This is a genomic window from Glycomyces buryatensis (genome assembly GCF_004912275.1).
GTDB classification, from domain to species: domain Bacteria; phylum Actinomycetota; class Actinomycetes; order Mycobacteriales; family Micromonosporaceae; genus Glycomyces; species Glycomyces buryatensis.
The window spans coordinates 18291-36576 of sequence record NZ_STGY01000007.1 but is presented as its reverse complement, the minus strand read 5'-3'; the positions used below and the strand labels follow the sequence as shown (position 1 = coordinate 36576).

Below are 18286 nucleotides of genomic sequence, written 5' to 3'. Positions count from 1 at the left end.
CCCGGACCGTTGTCCGGGCCCCGTTCTCGTCCGTTCAGTTCGCGAGCTTGGCCAGCAGCAGCGCCTCGGCGACGCACACTCGCTCGAACATGCCCAGGTCAAGCGACTCATTGGGGCCGTGCGGGTTCGAGTACTGGTCCTCGACGCCGGTCACCAGGATCGCGGCCTCGGGGAACAGCTCCTGGAAGGTCGCGATCATCGGGATGGAGCCGCCGATGCCGATCTCGACCGGTGCCGTCCCGTCCCAGGCCTCGGCGAACGCCGCGCGGGCGGCGTCGAAGGCCGGTCCGGTCGAGTCGATGGCCGACGGGTCGCCCGCGCCGCCCTCGGGAGTGACGGTGACCCGGGCGCCCCAGGGCGCGTTCGCCTCGAAGTGGGCCGACACTGCCTTGACGGCGTTCGCGGCCGAATCGCCCGGCGCGAGCCGGAACGAGACCTTCGCCCGCGCGGTCGGCTGGAGCGCGTTCGCCGCCTCCGCCGCGCCCGGGCAGTCGATGCCCAGGACGGTCGCGGTCGGCTTGGACCACATCCGCTCGGTCAGCCGCCCGGTCCCGATGAACTCGGTGCCCTCCAGCATGCCGGCCTCCTCGCGCAGACTCGCCTCGTCGTAGTCGAGATCGGAGCCGCGCCCGGTGACGAGCCCCGCGACGGCCACGTCGCCGGCATCGTCGTGGAGGGTCGCCATGAGCCGGGCCAACGCCGTGAGCGCATCCGGCACCGGCCCGCCGAAAATGCCCGAGTGGACCGCGCCCGTGGCCGTCGCGACCTCGACGTAGACATTGATGACGCCGCGCAGGGTCGTCGTCAGCGCCGGGACCTCGGTCCTCCAGTTCGTGGAGTCGGCGATGACGACCACATCGGCGCTCAACGTCTCGCGGTGCTCGCGCAGCAGCGCCTCCAACGTGGGGGAGCCGAACTCCTCCTCGCCCTCGATGAAGAGCTTGACGCCGACCGGGGGCTTCCCGCCATAGGCCCGCAGCGCCGCGATGTGCGCCATCACGCCGGCCTTGTCGTCGGCGACGCCGCGCCCGTACAGGCGCCCGTTCCGCTCGACCACCTCGAACGGGTCCGGCTGGTCCCAGCGCGCGAGGTCACCGACGGGCTGGACGTCCTGGTGGGCGTACAGCAGCACGGTCGGCTGCCCGGCCGGGGCGGGGAAGTGGGCGTAGACGCTCGGCTGGCCCTCGCCGTGCCGGATCTGCCTGGTCTCGGACGCGCCCGCGTCGGTGAGCAGGCGCTGCACTGCGTCGGCGCCGCGTCGGACCGGCTCGTGGTCGAGTCCTTCGAAGGCCACTGCGGGGATCCGCACCAGTGCTTCCAGATCGATGCGCACGGCCGGCATGGCGGCGCGCACCGCATTCACAACATCGCTCATGAAGCGCAATGATAGGCCCGGTTTACACTCAGGCCGTGATCAAGCGGGACCCGGCGCGAAGCGCCCAGTGGCGGAGTCTGGTGACCGGCCGGTGGCTGGCGCTGACCCTGGCCGGGGCCGTGGTGATGGTGACCTGCGTGCTGCTGTCGCAGTGGCAGTGGGGACGCGCGGTCGAGCGCGCCGCCGCGAACGAGGTCATCGCCGCAGCCGACGAGTCCTTCCCCGTCGACGAGGTGCTTCCCGCCGGCGAGGCCCTGGACTCCGATGCCCGGTGGACCCTCGTCGAGGCGAGCGGCACCTACGACACCTCGAGCGAGATCGTGCTGCGGACGCAGACGAACGAGAGCGTCAACGGCTACGAGGTCGTCACGCCGCTCGTGCTCGAGGACGGGACCGCGATCCTGGTCGACCGGGGCTTCTTCGCCGCGGACGATTCAGGGGGAATCCCCTCCTATCCGGCCGCCCCGGAAGGCGAGGTCACCGTGACCGGCCGGGTCTACGAGTCCGAGCCCGCCGGCGGATCGGTCACCGAGCCCCAGGCCCCCGGCGACCCCCTGGAGGCCCGGCGCCTGAACCTGGATCAGCTGGGCGGGCACCTCGACTACCAGCTGCGTTCGGCGTGGCTGGCCGACATCGAACCGGCCGAGGGCCTGTCCGCCCTGGAGACGCCGTCGTTCAAGTCCTGGCAGAACTACTCGTACGCCGTCCAGTGGGCGCTGTTCGCCGCGCTGGTCCCCATCGGATGGGTCGCGCTGGCGCGCCGGGAGCTGAAGGAGACGGCCGAGGCCGAATCGGGATCGGTTCCCGATGACGATCTCGCCGCGGATGAACCAGCCACTGAGGACGGACCAGTCGCGGACGGGTCCACCGTCGTCAGCCCCCGTACTGGATCTTCCGCGACGGCGGAGTGAAGTTCTCGACCGGTTCGCCTTCGAGTGCCTCTTGCAGGATGTTGGCGACCGTCTCCTTGGAGACCGTCGAGTTCGACTTCCCGACCGGGTTGAAGATGTAGTCGGGGTCGGCCATGAACGCGCCCACGGTCAGCTGCGGCGTGTAGCCGAGGAACCAGGAGGCCCGGTCGTTGTCGGTCGTACCGGACTTGCCGGCCACGGGCCGGTCCACGGTCTTCCCGACCAGCGCCGAGGTGCCCCAGGGCCCGCATTTCGCCCCGGCCCGCTGCGACTCGGTGACGCACCGGCCCGCGTCGTTGGCGGCGCGCGCGACGTCCTTGGAGACCTCCTGGTGGCAGCGCGGCGAGGCCACGTCGAGCTCCTGCCCGTTGGGGTCGATGACGCGCATCGCCGGGATGGGCTCGCAGTACTCGCCTTCGGCGGCGAGGGTGTTGAACACGTTGGTCATCTCGATCGGCTGGACGTCGGAGACGCCGAGCGTGAACGGACCCCAGCCGTCGCGTCTCTCCTCGTCGGCGTAGTACGCGTCGCCCTCGGAGCGCCATTGCAGGCCCATCCGTTCGGCCATCTCGACGGTCTTGTCGGCCCCGACCTGGTCGATGAGCTGCGCGAAGTAGGTGTTGACGGACATGCCGAAGCCCGACCACATGTTCCGGTTGCCGGCCATGGACGCGGAGCCGTTCTTGGGGCACCATCTGCCGCCGCAGGCGGTCGTGGCCGAGACGAAGCTGGTGGCGACCCGGTTGGGCGAGTGGATGTTGTGGTCCAGTGTGTAGCCCTCGTCGAGGGCCGCGAGCATGGTGAACACCTTGAACGTCGAACCGGCCTGGTAGCCGCCGGTATCGCCGCCGCCGAGGACCGGGTTGACGGTATTGGGGTAGTTGCCCTTGCGGTTGTCGTACGAGGGGTTGGAGTGCGGGCCGTTGTTCCCCTGCTCGTAGGAGAACTCGCGGTTGAGGCCCAGCGCCTTGACGCGGCCGGTGCCGGGTTCCATCAGGACGGCGCCGTGCGCGAGCGGACTGGAGTCGCTCTTGCCCTCCGAGACGGTGTCGTCGGCGAGTTTCTGCAGGTCCGGGTCGAGCGTGGTGATGATCGTGTACCCGCCTTGGCGCAGTTCCTTCTCGCGGTCGGCCGGGGTCTCCCCGAAGGCGTCCTGTTCGCGCCACCACCGCCGGAAGTAGTCGCAGAAGAACCCGTACTTGGCGGTCTCGGAGTCGCCGAGGCACGAGTTCGGCGGGTCGGAGATGTCCAGTTCGATGTCGGAGCCGCGGACCTCGGAGTTGTCGCCGCGGGAGAGGTAGTCGATGTTGACCATCCGGTCGAGGACCCAGTTGCGGCGTTCGAGCGCCCGGGTCTGGTCGGAGGTGATCGGGTCGTACGCCGAGGGCGCCTGGACGAGCCCGGCCAGCAGCGCGGACTCCTCAAGCGTGAGCTCGGAGGGGTGCTTGGAGAAGTAGACCTGGGAGGCGGCGAAGATCCCGTACGCGTTGTGCCCGAAGTAGGCCTGGTTGAGGTAGCGCTCGAGGATCTCGTCCTTGGTCAGCTGCTCCTCGACGGCCATCGCCAGCCGCGCCTCGCGGAGCTTGCGGCTGACGGTCTGCTCGGTGGCGGCGATGACCTGGTCGATGGAGTCGGCGTTGAGGCGCAGGGCCCCGCGCACGTACTGCATGGTGATGGTGGAGGCGCCCTGCTCGACGCCGCCGGAGTTCTGGTTGGCGACGAAGGCGCGCATGATGCCGCGGTAGTCGACGCCGTTGTGGTCGTAGAAGCGCGCGTCTTCGGCGGCGACCATGGCCTGCTGCATGACGGGCGCGACCTCGTCGAGGGTGACGTGGCGGCGGAACTCGTCGTAGAAGAGGCTGACGAGGGTCTCGCCGTCCTCGGCGTAGACGTAGGAGGTCAGCGGCGGGTCGGTCTCGGTGACGACCTCGGAGAGGTTGTCGATCGCGTCGAACCCGGCTTTCGCGCTCAGGCCGGCCATGGCGACGAGCGGGAATACCAGGGCGGCGACGGCGAGCCCCGAGAGCAGGGCCGTGCGCAACAGGGCGTACACCCCGTCGGCGCGCTCATTGGGAGTGTCGGGCTCGGTCGTGCCGAGTCCGTCCAAGGGCCGCTTGTGGGGTCGATCGCGCATCTATCCAGCCTAGGGCACATCGCGGGTATGAAGGTGAAAAAACTCACTTGGGGGCCGATCGCTTGGGCCTACGCCCGCAACGGAAGTCTCTTTCGCATCACTGCTGTACCCGAGCCCGCGGGCGGGACGCGTAACAGGCTCGCAACGCGCCGGTTAGGAGCACGCGATCTAACGTGCCTACGCTTGACGCAGTGTTACCGAGGGGCCTGAGGAGGCAAAGTGTCGGTCTATGAGGTGGGGCTGCGACTGCGCGGCAAGACGGTGCTCGTCGTCGGCGGCGGTTCGATCGCCGGGCGGCGCGTCCCCCGTCTGCTCGAAGCGGGCGCCCTGATCAACCTCGTCGCCCCCGAGGCGACGACGACGCTGTCCGACCTGGCCGCCTCCGGCGAGATCCACTGGTCGGCGCGCGAATGGCAGCCAGGCGACGGGGCGGACGCCTGGTTCGTCCTGGCCGCCACCGACGACCCCGCGGTCAACGCGGCCGTCGCCGTCGAGGCCGAGGCCGCGCGGACCTGGTGCGTCCGGTCCGACGACGCCGAGGCCTCCGACGCCTGGACGCTCGCGCAGACCGAGTTCGACGGCGTCACCGTCGGCGTCTCCGCCTCCGGCGACCCCGGCCGCGCCGCCGCCATCCGCGACTCGATCGGTGCCGCCCTGCGCTCGGGCGAGCTCGCCGCGCCCCGCACCCGCGGCCGGGGCCGCGGCGCCGGGGTGGCCCTGGTCGGCGCCGGCCCCGGCGAGGCCGATCTGATCACGCTGCGCGGGCTCGAACTGCTGCGCCAGGCCGAGGTCGTCGTCTCCGACCGCCTCGCCCCGCAGGAGCTGCTCGACCAGCTGGCCGACGACGTCGAGATCGTCGACGCCGCCAAGCTCCCCTATGGACGCCACACCACGCAGGAGCAGATCAACGCCGTCATGGTCGAGCGCGCGCTCGAGGGCAAGTTCGTGGTCCGCCTCAAGGGCGGCGACGGCTTCGTGTTCGGGCGCGGGGCCGAGGAACTGGACGCCTGCCTCGAAGCGGGCGTGCCCGTCGAGGTCGTGCCCGGCCTGTCCTCCTCGATCGCCGGACCCGCTGCCGCGGGCATCCCGGTGACCGAGCGCGGCGTCGTCCACGACTTCACCGTCGCCACCGGACACGTCCCGCCCGGGCCGCAGAGCAAGGTCAACTGGGCCGCGCTCGGCGCCGGCAACGGGACGATCGTGCTGCTCATGGCCGTCAAGAACCGCGCCGCGATCGCCGCCGCGCTCCTGGAGGGCGGCCGGGACGCCGCCACCCCGGTGCGCATCGTCGAGAACGCCACGACCAAGAACCAGACCGTCCGGCCCTGCACGCTGGCCTCGCTCGGTGAGACCGAGGCGAACCACCCGGCGGTCATCGTCATCGGAGCGGTCGCCGGACGCGGCCGCGAGCTCTGAGCCGCGGCGCCCTAACACTCAGCGGCACAAGAGAAGCAAGTGGAGATGGACGGTTCGCCCCGGTGCGAACCGTCCATTCACGTCGGTCCCTCGGCCCCGAAAAGTGACGATTTCCCCGCCGTTCACCTGGGCGGCGACGGCCACATTGGGCGACCCGAGTCTGAGACCATCTCGTGACAATGGCAGGCTGGTCCGCATTGCATGCGTGAATTAGGCTCGTCTTCGTGCGCCGTACCTTTGGCCACGCGAAGATCACTGGAGCCGCCCCCGCCGAAGCGCCGAGAACGAAGCTGATCCCGCAGAGGAAAAACCCCCCATGACCACTCGCAATGTCGACGCCAGACGCCTGAACGTCAAGGGACTGCTCATCGCGGTCGGACTCCCGATCCTCCTCGTGGGGGCGCTCGTGGCGACCCTGTTGGGGACCGGTGCGTTCAGTCGGGAGAACCAGGGCGAGGACGCGAGCCTGTGGCTGTGGACGACCCCTGCCGGCGAGATCGCCCGCGTCAACGGCCTCACCGCCGCCACCGACGCCCGCTTCGAACTCGAGGACGCCGCGGGCAACGAGGTCCAGATCGAGCAGACCGACACGCATCTGCTGCTGCGCAATGTCGCCACCGGTCAGGTCAGCGCGATCGACCTGGCGACGCTGGCGCTCACCGGTTCGGCCGAGACCGCCCCGGGCGAGGGCGTGCGGGTCGCCCTCTCCGATGAGGGCGCGTTCATCATCGACCAGACCCAGGGCCTGGTCAACCAGGTCGACCCGGTCTCGCTCGCCGCGATCGGCGACGCCATCCAGTTCCCGGCCGGTCTCACCGGCGGCGCCTTCGACTCCGCGGGGAAGCTGTGGGTCGGCGTTCCGCGCGAGGGCACGATCGTCCAGATCGAACCGCAGGACACCGGCGCGAAGACCATCGCGACCGATGTCGTGGCCGAACCCCGCCAGGACCTGGCGCTGACCGTCCTCGGCGACGGCGTCGCGGTGCTCAACTCGACCGCGCAGAAGATGACGACGATCCGCGCCGACGGCAAGAAGCACGAGACCGCCGTCGACCTGCTCGGCCCGACCGAGACCGCCGACACCAGCCCCGGCCACGTCGCCGCGGTCACGATCACCGACCCGCCGTCGGTGCTGACCGTGAACGACGACCAGGCCCGGACCTTCTCCATCGCCGCCGGCTCCTCGCAGCTGCTGGGCGCGTCGGTCGAGTTCAACTCGCGCGTGTACGTGCCCGACGGCGCGGCCGGCAAGGTCCTCGTCTACGACCTCGAGGGCAACGAGCTCACCCACATCGAGATCGACTCCGGCGGCGGCCCGATCGAGCTGTACCACACCGGCAACACCCTGTTCGCCAACGCGGTCAACACGAACGCCGCGGTCGTCATCGCCTCCGACGGCGTCGCCCGCCTCGCCGAGAAGGACCGCGACGACATCCTCGGCGGCAACGCCCCGCCGGAGGAAGAGGACGAGGGCGGTGAAGGCGACGAGGACGACAATGGCGAGGACACCGAGGAGATCGGCCCGCCCGGCGCGGTCACCAACCTGGCCGGAACCGTCGGCGACGGCCTCATCAACCTCTCCTGGGACGCCGCCCCCAACAACGGCTCCGCGCTGACCAAGTACGTGGTCGAAGGCGCCGGCCAGAGCTGGGAGATCGACCCGGGCCAGCGGATCCTCGAAATCGACGACCTGAAGAACGGCCAGAGCTACACGTTCACCGTCACCGCCCACAATGGCGAGGGCGCCGGCGACACCGCCACATCGCCGTCGATCATCCCCTCCAGCGAGGTGCCCGAACCCGCCGGGAACGTCAAGGCCGAGGCCAAGAACGACGGGACCGTCGAGGTCACCTGGGACGAGGCCGACGGCGCGGGCAATGCCGTGTCCGGCTACCAGGTCGAAGCCGTCAGCGGCGAGGGCGACCGCACCGTCATGGGCCAGTCCAACGGCACCACGTTCGTCGTCGGCGATGACAAGCTCGACTACGGCACCCAGTACGCCTTCCAGGTGACCACGCTCGCCGGGGCAGCGGCCTCCGAGCCGTCCGACCTGTCCAACACGGTGGTGCCCTTCAGCGCCCCCGAGGCGCCGACGAACCTGCTGGCCGAGACCGCCGCGGACGCCGCCGGTTCAATCGACGTCACCTGGCAGCAGCCGGACAACAACGGTTCGGCGATCGAGAAGTACATCGTCAAGGCCGGCGACCAGACCAAGGAAGTCTCGAACGCGACCAACGCGCGCATGGACGGCTTCGAGAACGGCGCCGAGGTGTCGGTGACGGTCACGGCCGTCAACAAGGCCGGCGAGTCCGAACCGGCCGAGACCACCTCGAACACGATGGCCGCACCGCAAGCCCAGATCACCGGCTGGTCCAGCACCATCGACCGCATGACCATCGAATTCACCTACGACGACGGCGGCGGCGACGCCACCTGCCAGCTCTTCCGGCACCCCCACCAAGAGGAAGTCGCCGACACCAAGGAGCCGTGCGACGGGTCCATCACCTCCACCCGGTACTACTCGTCGACCGAGTACACCTGGCATGTCGAGATCACCAACCCCGTCGGCTCGGTGGACACCGAGAAGCAGCTGACCGAGACCAAGCCCATCAACGGAACCGTCTACTTCGGATGTTCGGAGCAGGACACCGCTTACTGCAACACCTCGAACGCGGACGACGGCGGCAAGGACGGCGTATCGATCCGCAGTAAGCCCGCGGGCGGCGACCACCTCGGCTACGTCAAGACCGGCCGCGACCTCACCGCGAAGTGCTGGACCACCGCCGGCGACCCGATCCCCCCGCGCGGCCAGGAGGGCGACGGCTACCACGACTATCACGAGGGCAAGGACGCCTCCGACAAATGGATCCGGGTGAACTACGGCGACAACGAGAACGCCTTCATTCCATTCATCTGGATCAATATCGACGGCGTCGGCAAGAACTCGACCGGCGATCTGGTGAAGTGTTAACGGGGGCAATTGAATGCAGGACACCGAGCAGACCCATCCGCTGCAGGTGGCGCGCCAAGCGATGCCGCCGCTCCAGCCGCAGCAGACGGTCGCGCTCAGTGCCGCCCAGGCCGAGGCGTTCGCGACCACGTTCGAACGCCTCGCCGCCGCCGTCGACACCATCGTGCTCGGCAAGCCCGAAGTGGTGCGCCTGGCGCTCACGGCCATGTTCGCCGAAGGCCACATCCTCCTCGAGGACGTGCCCGGCACGGGCAAGACGACCCTGGCCCGGACCATCGCCGCGGCGGTGTCGGGCCAGTGGCGGCGCATCCAGTTCACGCCCGACCTGCTGCCCTCTGACGTCTCCGGTGTCACCATCTTCAACCAGGCGTCGGGCGCCTTCGAGTTCCACCCCGGCCCCGTCTTCGCCAATATCGTCATCGCCGACGAGATCAACCGCGCCAGCCCCAAGACCCAGTCGGCACTCCTCGAAGTCATGGAGGAGGGCCGGGTCACCGTCGACGGCAATCCGCACTCGGTGCCCGCGCCGTTCGTCGTCGTCGCGACCCAGAACCCCGTCGAGATGGACGGCACCTACCGCCTCCCCGAGGCCCAACTCGACCGCTTCCTGGTGAAACTCTCCGTCGGATACCCCGTCGAGGCGGCCGAGATCGAGGTCCTGCGCGGCACCCACCAGCGCTCGCCCGACCACCTTCAACCCGTAATCGACACCGACAGCGTCGCCCAGATGGCGGAGATGGCCAAGCACGTCTACATCGCCGACCCGCTCTACACCTACCTGGTGGCGCTGGCGAACGCGACGCGGCAGCACCCGCAGGTCGCCGTCGGCGTCAGCCCCCGCGGGCTCATCGCCCTCACCCGTGCCGCGAGCGTGTTCGCACTCTCCAAGGGCCGCACCTACATCATCCCCGAGGACGTCAAGGCCCTGGCCGGGCCGGTGTTCGCGCACCGCATCCAGCTCGCACCCGACGCCTCCATGCGCGGGGCCACCGGAACCGGCGTCGTCGACGACGTCTTCGACCAGGTCCCCGTTCCACTGCCGGCGGCGACGGCATGAGGCCCGCGCCCGAATCGGATCGGCCGCGGGGCATCGCCCCCTCGCCCTCCCCGGTGGCATGAGGCGCCTGGGGTTCCTGCGCGCCGTCCCGGTCACGGCGCGCGGCATCGCTCTGGCCGCCAGCGCCGTCGTGCTCCTTGCGACCGGACTGCGCCTGGGCTACCCCGAACTCGTCGCGATCGGCGCCGCCGCCGCGCTCGCCTGCCTCGCGGCGCTGTCCGTCATCGCCGCCAAGCCGCGACTGGAAGTCGAGCGGGGCATCGAACCCGACCGGGTCTCGGCGGGCCAGGACGCGACGGTCTCGTTGGCGGTGAAGAACATCGGACGCTGGCGTGCGGTCAATGCCCGCGCCGTCGACGTCTACGGCTCCGGGCCCGAGGCGCGGCGGGTCGCGGTCCCGCTGGCGCGCCTGCGGCCCGGCCAGACCGTGAACGCGAGCTATCCGATCCGCACCCGGCGGCGGGGCGTGATCGACTCGGGGCCGCTCGGGATCGGCAAGCGCGACCTGCTCGGCCTGGCCGCGACCGCCGGGACGTTCGGGGCCACCACGCGGCTGTGGGTGCACCCGAAGCTGTGGATGCTCGGCCGCACCCCCGACGGACTGGCGCGCTCGCTCGAAGGCGCGACGGACAAAGTCGAGCAGGGGTCGCTGACGTTCCATTCGCTGCGCGAGTACGTCATCGGCGACGAACTGCGCCACGTCCACTGGCGGACCTCGGCGCGCATCGGACAGCTCATGGTCAAGGAGCACGTCGACACCTCACTGCCCACAGTGGTCATCGCATTGGACGACCGGCCCGAAGCCTGGCCCGACGCGGACTGCTTCGAGGCCGCCTGCGAGGCCTCCTACTCGATCCTCACCGCCTGCTTCCGCGCCGAATACCACGCCGCACTCGTCCCCGCCTCCGGCGCCACCGTCTCCGGGGCCGGCCGCGACTCCTACGGCGACCTCCTCGCCGAACTCGCCTGCGACGCGACAGAAACGCTCGACACCTACGTCTCGAAACTCACCGGCGGCCGCTTCGGCGACACCCTCGTGTGGATCACCGGCACCGAGCCGCCCGCCGACCGGCTCGCCACCCTCAAACGCGCCTACCCCACCGTCATCGCCGTGCACCTCGCCCCGGACCTCGCCACCTCCGCGGCACTCGTCGGCGGACTCCCGTTCCTGCGGGCCGCCGACGGCGAACAGTTCGCCGCCGCCTGGGACGGGGGAGGGACCGCGCTGTGAAGAAACTGAGCCGCTACCGCCTCCGGGTCGCCGCCGTCGCCGCCTGCCTCACCCTCATGTGCGCCCTAGCCGGAACCGTCGCCGCCCGAGTCTACAATGGTGCACTGCTCTACTACCTGGTCATCGGCGCCGCATTCCTCGCCTTCACCATCGGATTCCTGCTGCGCAACAAGCCGACCTGGCTGTCGGCCACCATCAGTTTCTGGAGCCTCGCCCTCGGCCTCGTCGGCTCATTCCTGCTCACCGCCGACGGCACCCAGCCGGTCCCGACGATGGTCCTCGATGCCCTCGTCAACGCCGTCCCCCGCACCCTGACCGCGCTCATCCCCGTCGAAGCGACCCCCGACACCGTCGGCGTCCCCGTCTTCCTCACCTGGCTCGCCGCCACCCTCGCCTGCGAACTCGCCATCCGCTACGGCCGCACCCTCCTCGGATGCCTCCCCCCGACGCTGCTCTACGCCGCCGGCCTCTACCTCGTCGGCCCCAACGCGACCCCCGTCATCGTCCTGACCCTCGCCTACTGCCTCCTCGCCGCGGCAGCGCTGGCCGTCACCTCCGCGCCGCCCGAGCGCCGACCCGAAAGCGACGCCGCGGTCGACTCCGCCGTCCCCGGGCGCGCCGCCGCCCTCGCCGGATCCATCTTCGGCGCCGTCCTCCTGCTCGTCGCGGTCGTCGCGCTCGCGCCCGTCGCCGCCCGCCTCGTCTCGACCAGCCCCGGCGACCCCCGCGAACTCGTCGAACCCCCGCAACTCACCGATATCGACCTGAACCCACTGGTGCGCATCGCCGAATGGGCCAAATACCCCGACCAGGAACTGTTCAAAGCCGACATCGACGCGGACGCCTGGATGCGACTGGCCGTCCTCACCGAATACGACGGCGTCACCTGGCAGGCCAGCGGCGACTTCCGCACCGCCGGATCCGTCCTCCCCAGCTCCGGCGAAGGCGCCTTCGGCGCCGACATCGAAATCATCGAACTCGGCGGCAAACTCGTCCCCGCCGTCGCCGACCCCGCCACCGTCACCGACCTGCCCATCGCCGTCAACCTCTACACAAGAGCGCTGCTCACCCCCGACGGCCTCGCCACCGGACAGAAATACCACGTCGGATCCGACCTCGTCACCGTCGACCCCGAAGCGGCCACCAGCGCCCGCCCCGACCTCTCCGACCCCCTCACCATCGCGCCCCCGCTCGCCCCGCCCGAAATCATGGCGACCATCGCCGACTACATCCGCAGCGAATACGACACCCCATACGAACAGGCCCAAGGCCTGGCCGACTTCTTCGGCGAGCACTACGCCTACGACGCCGAAGCACCCTCCGGCCACGACCTGCCCGCCCTCGGCTTCTTCCTCGGCAACCCCGCCGAAGCCGGCGGACAACGCGGCACCAGCGAACAATTCGCCGCCTCCTACGCCATCATCGCCCGCCTCATCGGCCTCCCCACCCGCATCGTCGTCGGCTTCGAAGTCCCCTCCGGCTCCTCCACCGTCACCGCCGCCCAAGGCCAGGCCTGGCCCGAAATCTCCTTCGACGGCGTCGGCTGGGTCCGCTTCGACCCCATGCCCGGCGAAGGCGTCGCCCCCATCCCGCCCGAAGACACCCTCGAAGACCTCGAGGAAGAACCCACACCCGAAGAGGCCGACGACGGCTCCGGCGGCGAGAACCCCGAAGACTTCAACGACGACTCCCTCGAAAACGACCCCGACTTCACCGACGAGTCCAGCGAAGCCGCATCGGCGGTCCCGACCTGGGCATGGTGGGCCGCCGGTCCCGTCCTGCTCGCCTGCGTCCCCTTCATCCTCAAGGCCCGCAGACGAATGCGACGCCGCCGCAGGCTACGGCAGGGCGGCCCCGCCGCGCGCGTCGCAGGGGCCTGGGCCGAAACGATCAATGCCGCGTCCCGCGCCGGCGTCAAAGCCACCGCGCAGACCAATGCCGAGGAGACCGCGGCGAGCCTCGCTCCACTGGAAGGCGACATCGGGGCGCTGCCGCGACTGGTCAATCAGGCCGCATTCGCACCCGGATCGGTGAACTCGGCCGACGCCGACGAGGCCGCTCGGATCGCGCTCGCCTTCTGCCGCCACTGCGACGCGCGAGTGAGGCGCTGGCGGCGCTGGCTGACGTAATTCCCGGTCTGCTTCTTGCTCTTGGTGGCCGATTTAGATTGTGTCCGTTAGTAGTCGGTATGGGATCACGATTGCATTACGCAGGGTGGGGCGGGCCGCTGGAGTGGCGGGGGCCTGGCAGACTGTGACGTATGGAGAACCCCTTCTTCTCTGTCCGCTTTCGCGGATACGACCGAGCCCAAGTCGACCGGGCGATCTCACGGATTCGCCGCGCCGTCGACTCCGGTGCGCCCCCGCACCCCGATTCGCTGACCAACCTGGGATTCCAGCTGACCATGCGGGGATACGATCCGGGGGAGGTGGACGAGTACTTCGAGGAAGTCGCACGAACGATTCGCGGCGGATAGTCTGGGTGCGTGACCGATCAGGACCCGTACCGACCCCAGATGCAGCCGCCTCCGCCGGCGCCGCAACCGGCGTATGGTGCGCCCCAACCCCCGCAGTATCCCCAACCCATGTATCAGCAAATGAACGCCCAGGCGAATATGCAGTATCCGGCGCCTTACGGCTTCCAGCCGCAGTGGCTCGGAATGGCAGTCCCAGCACCTGTCATGGTCGACGGCTTCATGCTGCTGCATCCCCGGCTGAAACCGATCCCCTCGGGACCGGCGATCGGGTCGCTGCCCGCCGGCATCGCCGGCATCCTGGGGGCATTGCCGGGATTGATCTCGGCCGCGTTCAACCCCTGGGCGGGCCTGACGTTCTTCATGTTCGCCGCGCTGTTCGGACTGGGTGCGGTATTGCTGGCCACATACGGCCTGCGGCGGATCAAGATCGCCAGCGGCGGGATCTCGGGCCGCGGCATCGCGATCACCGGCCTCATCCTGGGGCTGGTGGCGCTGGGACTCGCGGTCCTGACGGGCGTGATCGCGCTGGCGGTGGCGCTCTAGACATCTGTAGTGAAGGCAAGACGGCCGGACACCTTTCCAAGTGTCCGGCCGAACTCGTATCCCTTGCGGGACTTAGCAGGAGGAGCCGAGGTAGGACTCGAGCGCGTCGTGCTCGGCGGAGTCCACGCTCAGGTCGTACAGCGACTTGACGTGGATCCAGGCCTTGATGTAGTCGCAGTGCACCGACGTGTTGGTCGGCATCCACTCGGCCGGGTCGTAGTCGCTCTTGGAGGAGTTGGCCGAGGTCGTGGCGATCCACAGCTGGGGCGATTCGATGTCGTTCGCGAAGGCCTCGCGCTCGGCGGTGGTCCACTCGCTGGCGCCGGAGGCCCAGGCCTCGGAGAGCGCGACGACGTGGTCGATGGTGGCGTTGGAGACCGTCGTGGTCCAGGTGTCGTCGAAGTCGGACTGCCAGTTCCCCGAGTCGGGCTGGCAGTCGTCGCCGAGCACGACGTCCTCGCCGTCGCGGCTGAGCACGTACTGCCTTGCGGTGCAACCGTCTCCGACGCTCGACCAATGCGGGAACAGGTCCCGGTCGTAGCTGTCGCCGTTGGCCTCGGATTCGACGGTGAGGCCCGCGAGCTCGGTCGCGGCGGTCTCGGCACTGGGAATGCCCGGAGGCGGGACCGCTTGCGCCGGTGCGGAATCGATGGCGATCACGCCGATCACGGCCAGCGCGGACGCCGCGAGGGTGGCGGCGGCGCGCCTGCCGAAACGCTTCATGGTGTGCATGGATTGCTCCTGCGTCGTGGGTGGAGGTACGGGAACGTGGGGGTGGATCGCGAAACGTGGTCGCATTTCCCGGTCCAGTCCTCATGGAAACATGGGATGACGGGCCCATGCAAGGGGTGTAACGACATTTAACGTACAAGCCATACATGTCTAACGAAAACGTCGACCTAGGGACATTCACGGACCATGTACGGCAACGCTCCCAATAGGCGGAGGAACGTACAATGTCGACATGCACAAAGAGGATCAATCTCCGGTCATCGACGGCCTGGTCATCACCCACCTCCCCGCCGGCCTCGGTGCCGCCTCGGACTTCGAGTTCGAATGGGGCGACGTCAGGTTCGTCCAACGCGTCTGGGAGACCGAGATCGAGCTGGGGGTCTGGCGGGTCGACCTCCAGATCCAGGCCATGCGCAGCCCGAAGCTCACCGATCCGGCCGCGCTCCGCGATTTCCTCGTCGGCTACCACGAAAAGGACGACACCTGGGCCACCGAGCCCCTGGGCGCCGACGGCTTCATCGGTGAACGGGAGGCCTTCAAGCTGCTGTCGAAGGGGCTGGCGGCGGAGGTAAGGGATCCGTTCAACCGCCAGGGTATGGAAACCGTCAAGCAGACCCTGGATTCCATCCACCCTAAATAGAACCGACCACACCGGCCCTCTGCCGGCGTGCGCGCAACGGAAGGGGCGGCCCCGCATTGCGGGGCCGCCCCTTCCGATCATTCAATTCAGATTCGCCTGCGGGGTCTGCTCGCGGGTTGGAGCAGGTCGCAGTGGTCCAGGCGCCAGCCTCGCGGTGTGGCCTGGAAGGTGAGCGTCAAGGTGCGTGCGATGCGGCCGTTGTCGAGGCGGGCGATGATTTCGGCGGTGTCGGGGCGGGGACAGATGGCCTTGCGGATGGAGACGTTGTGGAAGCGGGCCGGGAGTCGGCGGCGGACGGTGGCGAACGCGACCCAACCAGGTCTGGTGGCGAGTTGCCGGGCTCCTTCGACGGATTTGCGGCCGGTGAGAATGTGCAGGAAGTACTCGGAGTAGCGGGCTGCAGTGCGGACGTCGCGGTAATCGCCTGCGGACTCGATTCGCTTGGCGCAAGCCATGTTTCCTCCAAGAAGCCGGGTGGGTTGGCATCATTGGGAAGGAATCTAGGGATCACGATTGGTGAAGTCAAGCGCACCTATCGTGATGGCGGCGTTGCCGAGTGGCGGGAATTGTGGAGATCCGCAATAGGTGAAGTCCCGGGCCGGCCTCGTTTGCGACACCGGTCCGAGATCTTGCTGAAGGTCGAGAGCGGAACCCTACAAAAATCGGAAAGATCCGCCACGCCGGGCGTACCGGGTCTAGATCGGCGCGAATTCGGTGATGGTGAGGCCGCCGAAGACGGCTTTGCCGCCGTCCGTGTAGAGGGCGATGCGGTCGTCGCCGCCCTCGGGGAAGACCAGGTGGGAGTGGACGTGGCGGCCGTCGTCGACGAATACCTCGATGCTGGTGCGGTCCACCAGGATTCGCAGGTCGACCTGGGTGGTGGCCGGATCGTGCGGGGAGTGGCTCTCGTGCCACCGGGCCGAGCGGTCGGGGTTCCACGTGGCGGCGCGGTTGACGTAGGCGAAGTCGCCGAAGACCCCGACGTCGATGTGCCGCGAGCCCCAGTTCGACAGGCGCAGTTGCAGACCGACATTGTTCAGCTGCGTCCACGAGATTGTCGTGCGGACTTCGTAGGCGAGGCCGACATAGTCGAGTTCGAGCCTCCCCTCGACCTCGACGTCGCCCAGTTCGATCCGGTTCACGGCGTGCTCGGTCAGCGCCGCGACCGGGGCCGACACCAGTGCGCATTCGGTGTCGCCGTACCACTTCAGCGTGATCTCACGGGTGATCGAATCGGTGCCGTTGAAGCCGTCGGATTCCCAGGTGAGGGTCTCGTAGGGGTAGTCCCAGAAGTTCATCCAGGCCCGTGCGTAGCGCATGTTGGGGTCGGGCTGTCCGTCGACGATCTTCTCCCAGGTGACGGCCCCGTACCAGTCGAAGCCGTGGTCGAGCCACTGCGGCTCGGCCCGGTCGGGAGAGAAGGAGGCGCCGTCGAAGTCGCCGGTCCAGTAGGCGTAGGTCGCGAAGCCGCCGGAGCCCTTGGTATTGGTGCTGACGCCGAGCACCCAGCGCCCGGGGCCGGTGTCCGAGTCGAGCCAGAACAGGTCGGGGCACTCCAGGACGCTGAGGCCCTCGGGTGCGAAACGGCCTGCCGCCGTCCAGGTCTTGAGGTCCGGTGAGGTGTAGTAGCCGAGCTCCGGCCCCTCGGCGAGTGCCATGAACCACTGCGCGCGATCCTCGTCCCAGATGACCTTCGGGTCGCGGAAGTCGAGGACGCCGGGGTTGGGGAGAACGGGCCCGCCGTGGGCGGTGAAGGTGGTCCCGCCATCGGTTGAGTACCAGAGGAACTGGGCCTGCGTTGACCCCGTGGGGCGGGTGTGGTCCTCCTGGGTGACCAGCACGACGACGGCCCCGGCCCCGAAGCCGGCGGTGTTCTCGGTGTCGATGACGGCGCATCCCGACCACAGGTCGCCGTCGGCGTTGGTGTCCTTGTCGATCGCGACGCCCTGGTCGGTGTAGGCGACATTGTCGACGCTGGTGGCCAGGCGCCAGGCGGTGCCCTCGGCGGCCGCGCCGTAGTCGGCGTTGTAGAGGTAGTAGTACAGGTAGCGGCCGTCGAGCCAGAGCGGGCGCTGCGGGTCGTTCTTCCACCCCTCGGGGACGGACAGGTGGTACTCGGGCCGCTTCGAGGCGGTGGCAGCCGCCTTGGCGGAGCCGTCCAACTCCTCGCTTCCACCCCCGTCCCCGTTCTCGCCGAGCGCGAAGGCGACGGGAGCGGCGACGGAGGCGGTAGCCGCCGCGGCGCCGATTCCGGCGGTGCGGAGAAGGGTCTTCCTTGACGTGCGAATCATGGGCTGCTCCAAGTTTTCAGGTTCGGACCCGAACCAAACTAAAGAGTTAAAATAGTTAAATCAATAGATATTAGAGGTTAATTCGGTAGTTAATTGACCAGCTCAATGGCCTCGCGCCAGACCATTCGCAAAGTTATCCACAGGCCGATAAGGCCCGGGGTCCGAAGTTATCCACAGGCGGCAAAATAGTTTTGGTGGGCTCTTGGTGCGCATGATGTGATTGTGTTTTTGAAGTAGTGGCACCAATTCCGGCTAGTCGAGTTGGTGTCGGCCAGTGCAGGATCGGCGGTAAGAACATTGGGTTATCCCGGGAGCCGCCCCCGAAGATCGCACGCGGAGGCCCCCGCGTGCGGCTCCTGCACCGGCAACTCGATAAAGAAATACGCGGGCGGCCGGCCGCCAGTCGGCCGCCCGCACTCAAAACTCCATAGTGTTCAGGTACCGAGTGACACATGGGCGGCCGATATCCGGTCGGTCGCCCGCAATTTCCTCGCCCGACCGACTCAGCC

The 18286-nt window shown here is 68.8% G+C and carries 14 protein-coding genes; 9 read left to right on the top strand and 5 right to left on the bottom strand.

The window, feature by feature from the left end:
• Nucleotides 1-34 precede the first annotated feature (34 nt).
• Entirely contained in the window at nt 35-1375 is a 1341-nt protein-coding gene (locus FAB82_RS02325) for a dipeptidase (RefSeq protein WP_136532932.1), read from the bottom strand.
• A 35-nt stretch (nt 1376-1410) separates the two neighbouring features.
• Here FAB82_RS02325 and FAB82_RS02320 point away from each other — a divergent pair, with 35 nt between their 5' ends.
• The gene (locus FAB82_RS02320) at nt 1411-2286 is read left to right on the top strand and encodes an SURF1 family cytochrome oxidase biogenesis protein (RefSeq protein ID WP_168801382.1); all 876 of its coding nucleotides are present in this window, start codon (nt 1411-1413) and stop codon (nt 2284-2286) included.
• On the opposite strand, the gene FAB82_RS02315 is transcribed toward FAB82_RS02320, so the two are convergent.
• Nucleotides 2249-4420 carry a transglycosylase domain-containing protein gene (locus tag FAB82_RS02315; protein ID WP_136532930.1) on the bottom strand — a complete coding sequence of 724 codons (2172 nt, stop codon included), beginning with the start codon at nt 4418-4420 and terminating at the stop codon, nt 2249-2251. The two genes, FAB82_RS02320 and FAB82_RS02315, sit on opposite strands and share 38 nt — an antisense overlap.
• 219 nt (nt 4421-4639) lie before the next feature.
• Here FAB82_RS02315 and cobA point away from each other — a divergent pair, with 219 nt between their 5' ends.
• The 7 genes from cobA to FAB82_RS02280 all read left to right on the top strand — a co-directional run bounded on the left by cobA (nt 4640) and on the right by FAB82_RS02280 (nt 14114).
• Nucleotides 4640-5836 (top strand): uroporphyrinogen-III C-methyltransferase, encoded by a 1197-nt coding sequence (gene cobA, locus FAB82_RS02310; protein WP_211116324.1) that lies wholly within the window; start codon nt 4640-4642, stop codon nt 5834-5836.
• Between the two features lie 316 nt (nt 5837-6152).
• Entirely contained in the window at nt 6153-8807 is a 2655-nt protein-coding gene (locus FAB82_RS02305; protein ID WP_136532929.1) for a fibronectin type III domain-containing protein, read from the top strand.
• A gap of 13 nt (nt 8808-8820) precedes the next feature.
• Nucleotides 8821-9864, top strand: coding sequence for an AAA family ATPase (locus FAB82_RS02300; RefSeq protein WP_211116323.1), 1044 nt, complete (start codon nt 8821-8823; stop codon nt 9862-9864).
• Nucleotides 9865-9922: 58 nt separating this feature from the next.
• Entirely contained in the window at nt 9923-11095 is a 1173-nt protein-coding gene (locus FAB82_RS02295; RefSeq protein WP_136532928.1) for a DUF58 domain-containing protein, read from the top strand.
• Entirely contained in the window at nt 11092-13224 is a 2133-nt protein-coding gene (locus FAB82_RS02290; RefSeq protein ID WP_136532927.1) for a transglutaminase-like domain-containing protein, read from the top strand. Before FAB82_RS02295 ends, FAB82_RS02290 begins: the two co-directional genes overlap by 4 nt.
• Before the next feature lie 131 nt (nt 13225-13355).
• Nucleotides 13356-13571 (top strand): DivIVA domain-containing protein, encoded by a 216-nt coding sequence (locus FAB82_RS02285; protein ID WP_136532926.1) that lies wholly within the window; start codon nt 13356-13358, stop codon nt 13569-13571.
• A 9-nt stretch (nt 13572-13580) separates the two neighbouring features.
• Nucleotides 13581-14114 carry a hypothetical protein gene (locus FAB82_RS02280; protein ID WP_136532925.1) on the top strand — a complete coding sequence of 178 codons (534 nt, stop codon included), beginning with the start codon at nt 13581-13583 and terminating at the stop codon, nt 14112-14114.
• Between the two features lie 72 nt (nt 14115-14186).
• On the opposite strand, the gene FAB82_RS02275 is transcribed toward FAB82_RS02280, so the two are convergent.
• Entirely contained in the window at nt 14187-14846 is a 660-nt protein-coding gene (locus tag FAB82_RS02275; protein WP_136532924.1) for an HNH endonuclease family protein, read from the bottom strand.
• 232 nt (nt 14847-15078) lie between these two features.
• On the opposite strand from FAB82_RS02275, the gene FAB82_RS02270 reads away from it, so the two are divergent.
• Nucleotides 15079-15486: a hypothetical protein gene (locus FAB82_RS02270; protein WP_136532923.1), complete on the top strand. Its 408-nt coding sequence runs from the start codon at nt 15079-15081 to the stop codon at nt 15484-15486.
• Nucleotides 15487-15572: 86 nt separating this feature from the next.
• Here the strand turns inward: FAB82_RS02270 and FAB82_RS02265 are convergent, their stop codons facing one another.
• Together FAB82_RS02265 and FAB82_RS02260 are read right to left on the bottom strand one after the other, a co-directional pair.
• The gene (locus FAB82_RS02265) at nt 15573-15941 is read right to left on the bottom strand and encodes a hypothetical protein (protein ID WP_136532922.1); all 369 of its coding nucleotides are present in this window, start codon (nt 15939-15941) and stop codon (nt 15573-15575) included.
• 240 nt (nt 15942-16181) lie between these two features.
• Nucleotides 16182-17777, bottom strand: coding sequence for a glycoside hydrolase family 32 protein (locus tag FAB82_RS02260; RefSeq protein WP_136532921.1), 1596 nt, complete (start codon nt 17775-17777; stop codon nt 16182-16184).
• Nucleotides 17778-18286: the final 509 nt, after the last annotated feature.

Excerpts from the sequence above, each read along its gene's own strand:
- FAB82_RS02270 (WP_136532923.1), top strand. The coding sequence starts at position 15,079 with ATGCACAAAGAGGATCAATCTCCGGTCATCGACGGCCTGGTCATCACC.
- FAB82_RS02285 (WP_136532926.1), top strand. The coding sequence starts at position 13,356 with ATGGAGAACCCCTTCTTCTCTGTCCGCTTTCGCGGATACGACCGAGCC.
- FAB82_RS02305 (WP_136532929.1), top strand. The coding sequence starts at position 6,153 with ATGACCACTCGCAATGTCGACGCCAGACGCCTGAACGTCAAGGGACTG.
- FAB82_RS02300 (WP_211116323.1), top strand. The coding sequence starts at position 8,821 with ATGCAGGACACCGAGCAGACCCATCCGCTGCAGGTGGCGCGCCAAGCG.
- FAB82_RS02265 (WP_136532922.1), bottom strand. The coding sequence starts at position 15,941 with ATGGCTTGCGCCAAGCGAATCGAGTCCGCAGGCGATTACCGCGACGTC.
- FAB82_RS02275 (WP_136532924.1), bottom strand. The coding sequence starts at position 14,846 with ATGCACACCATGAAGCGTTTCGGCAGGCGCGCCGCCGCCACCCTCGCG.
- FAB82_RS02260 (WP_136532921.1), bottom strand. The coding sequence starts at position 17,777 with ATGATTCGCACGTCAAGGAAGACCCTTCTCCGCACCGCCGGAATCGGC.
- FAB82_RS02315 (WP_136532930.1), bottom strand. The coding sequence starts at position 4,420 with ATGCGCGATCGACCCCACAAGCGGCCCTTGGACGGACTCGGCACGACC.
- FAB82_RS02295 (WP_136532928.1), top strand. The coding sequence starts at position 9,923 with ATGAGGCGCCTGGGGTTCCTGCGCGCCGTCCCGGTCACGGCGCGCGGC.
- FAB82_RS02325 (WP_136532932.1), bottom strand. The coding sequence starts at position 1,375 with ATGAGCGATGTTGTGAATGCGGTGCGCGCCGCCATGCCGGCCGTGCGC.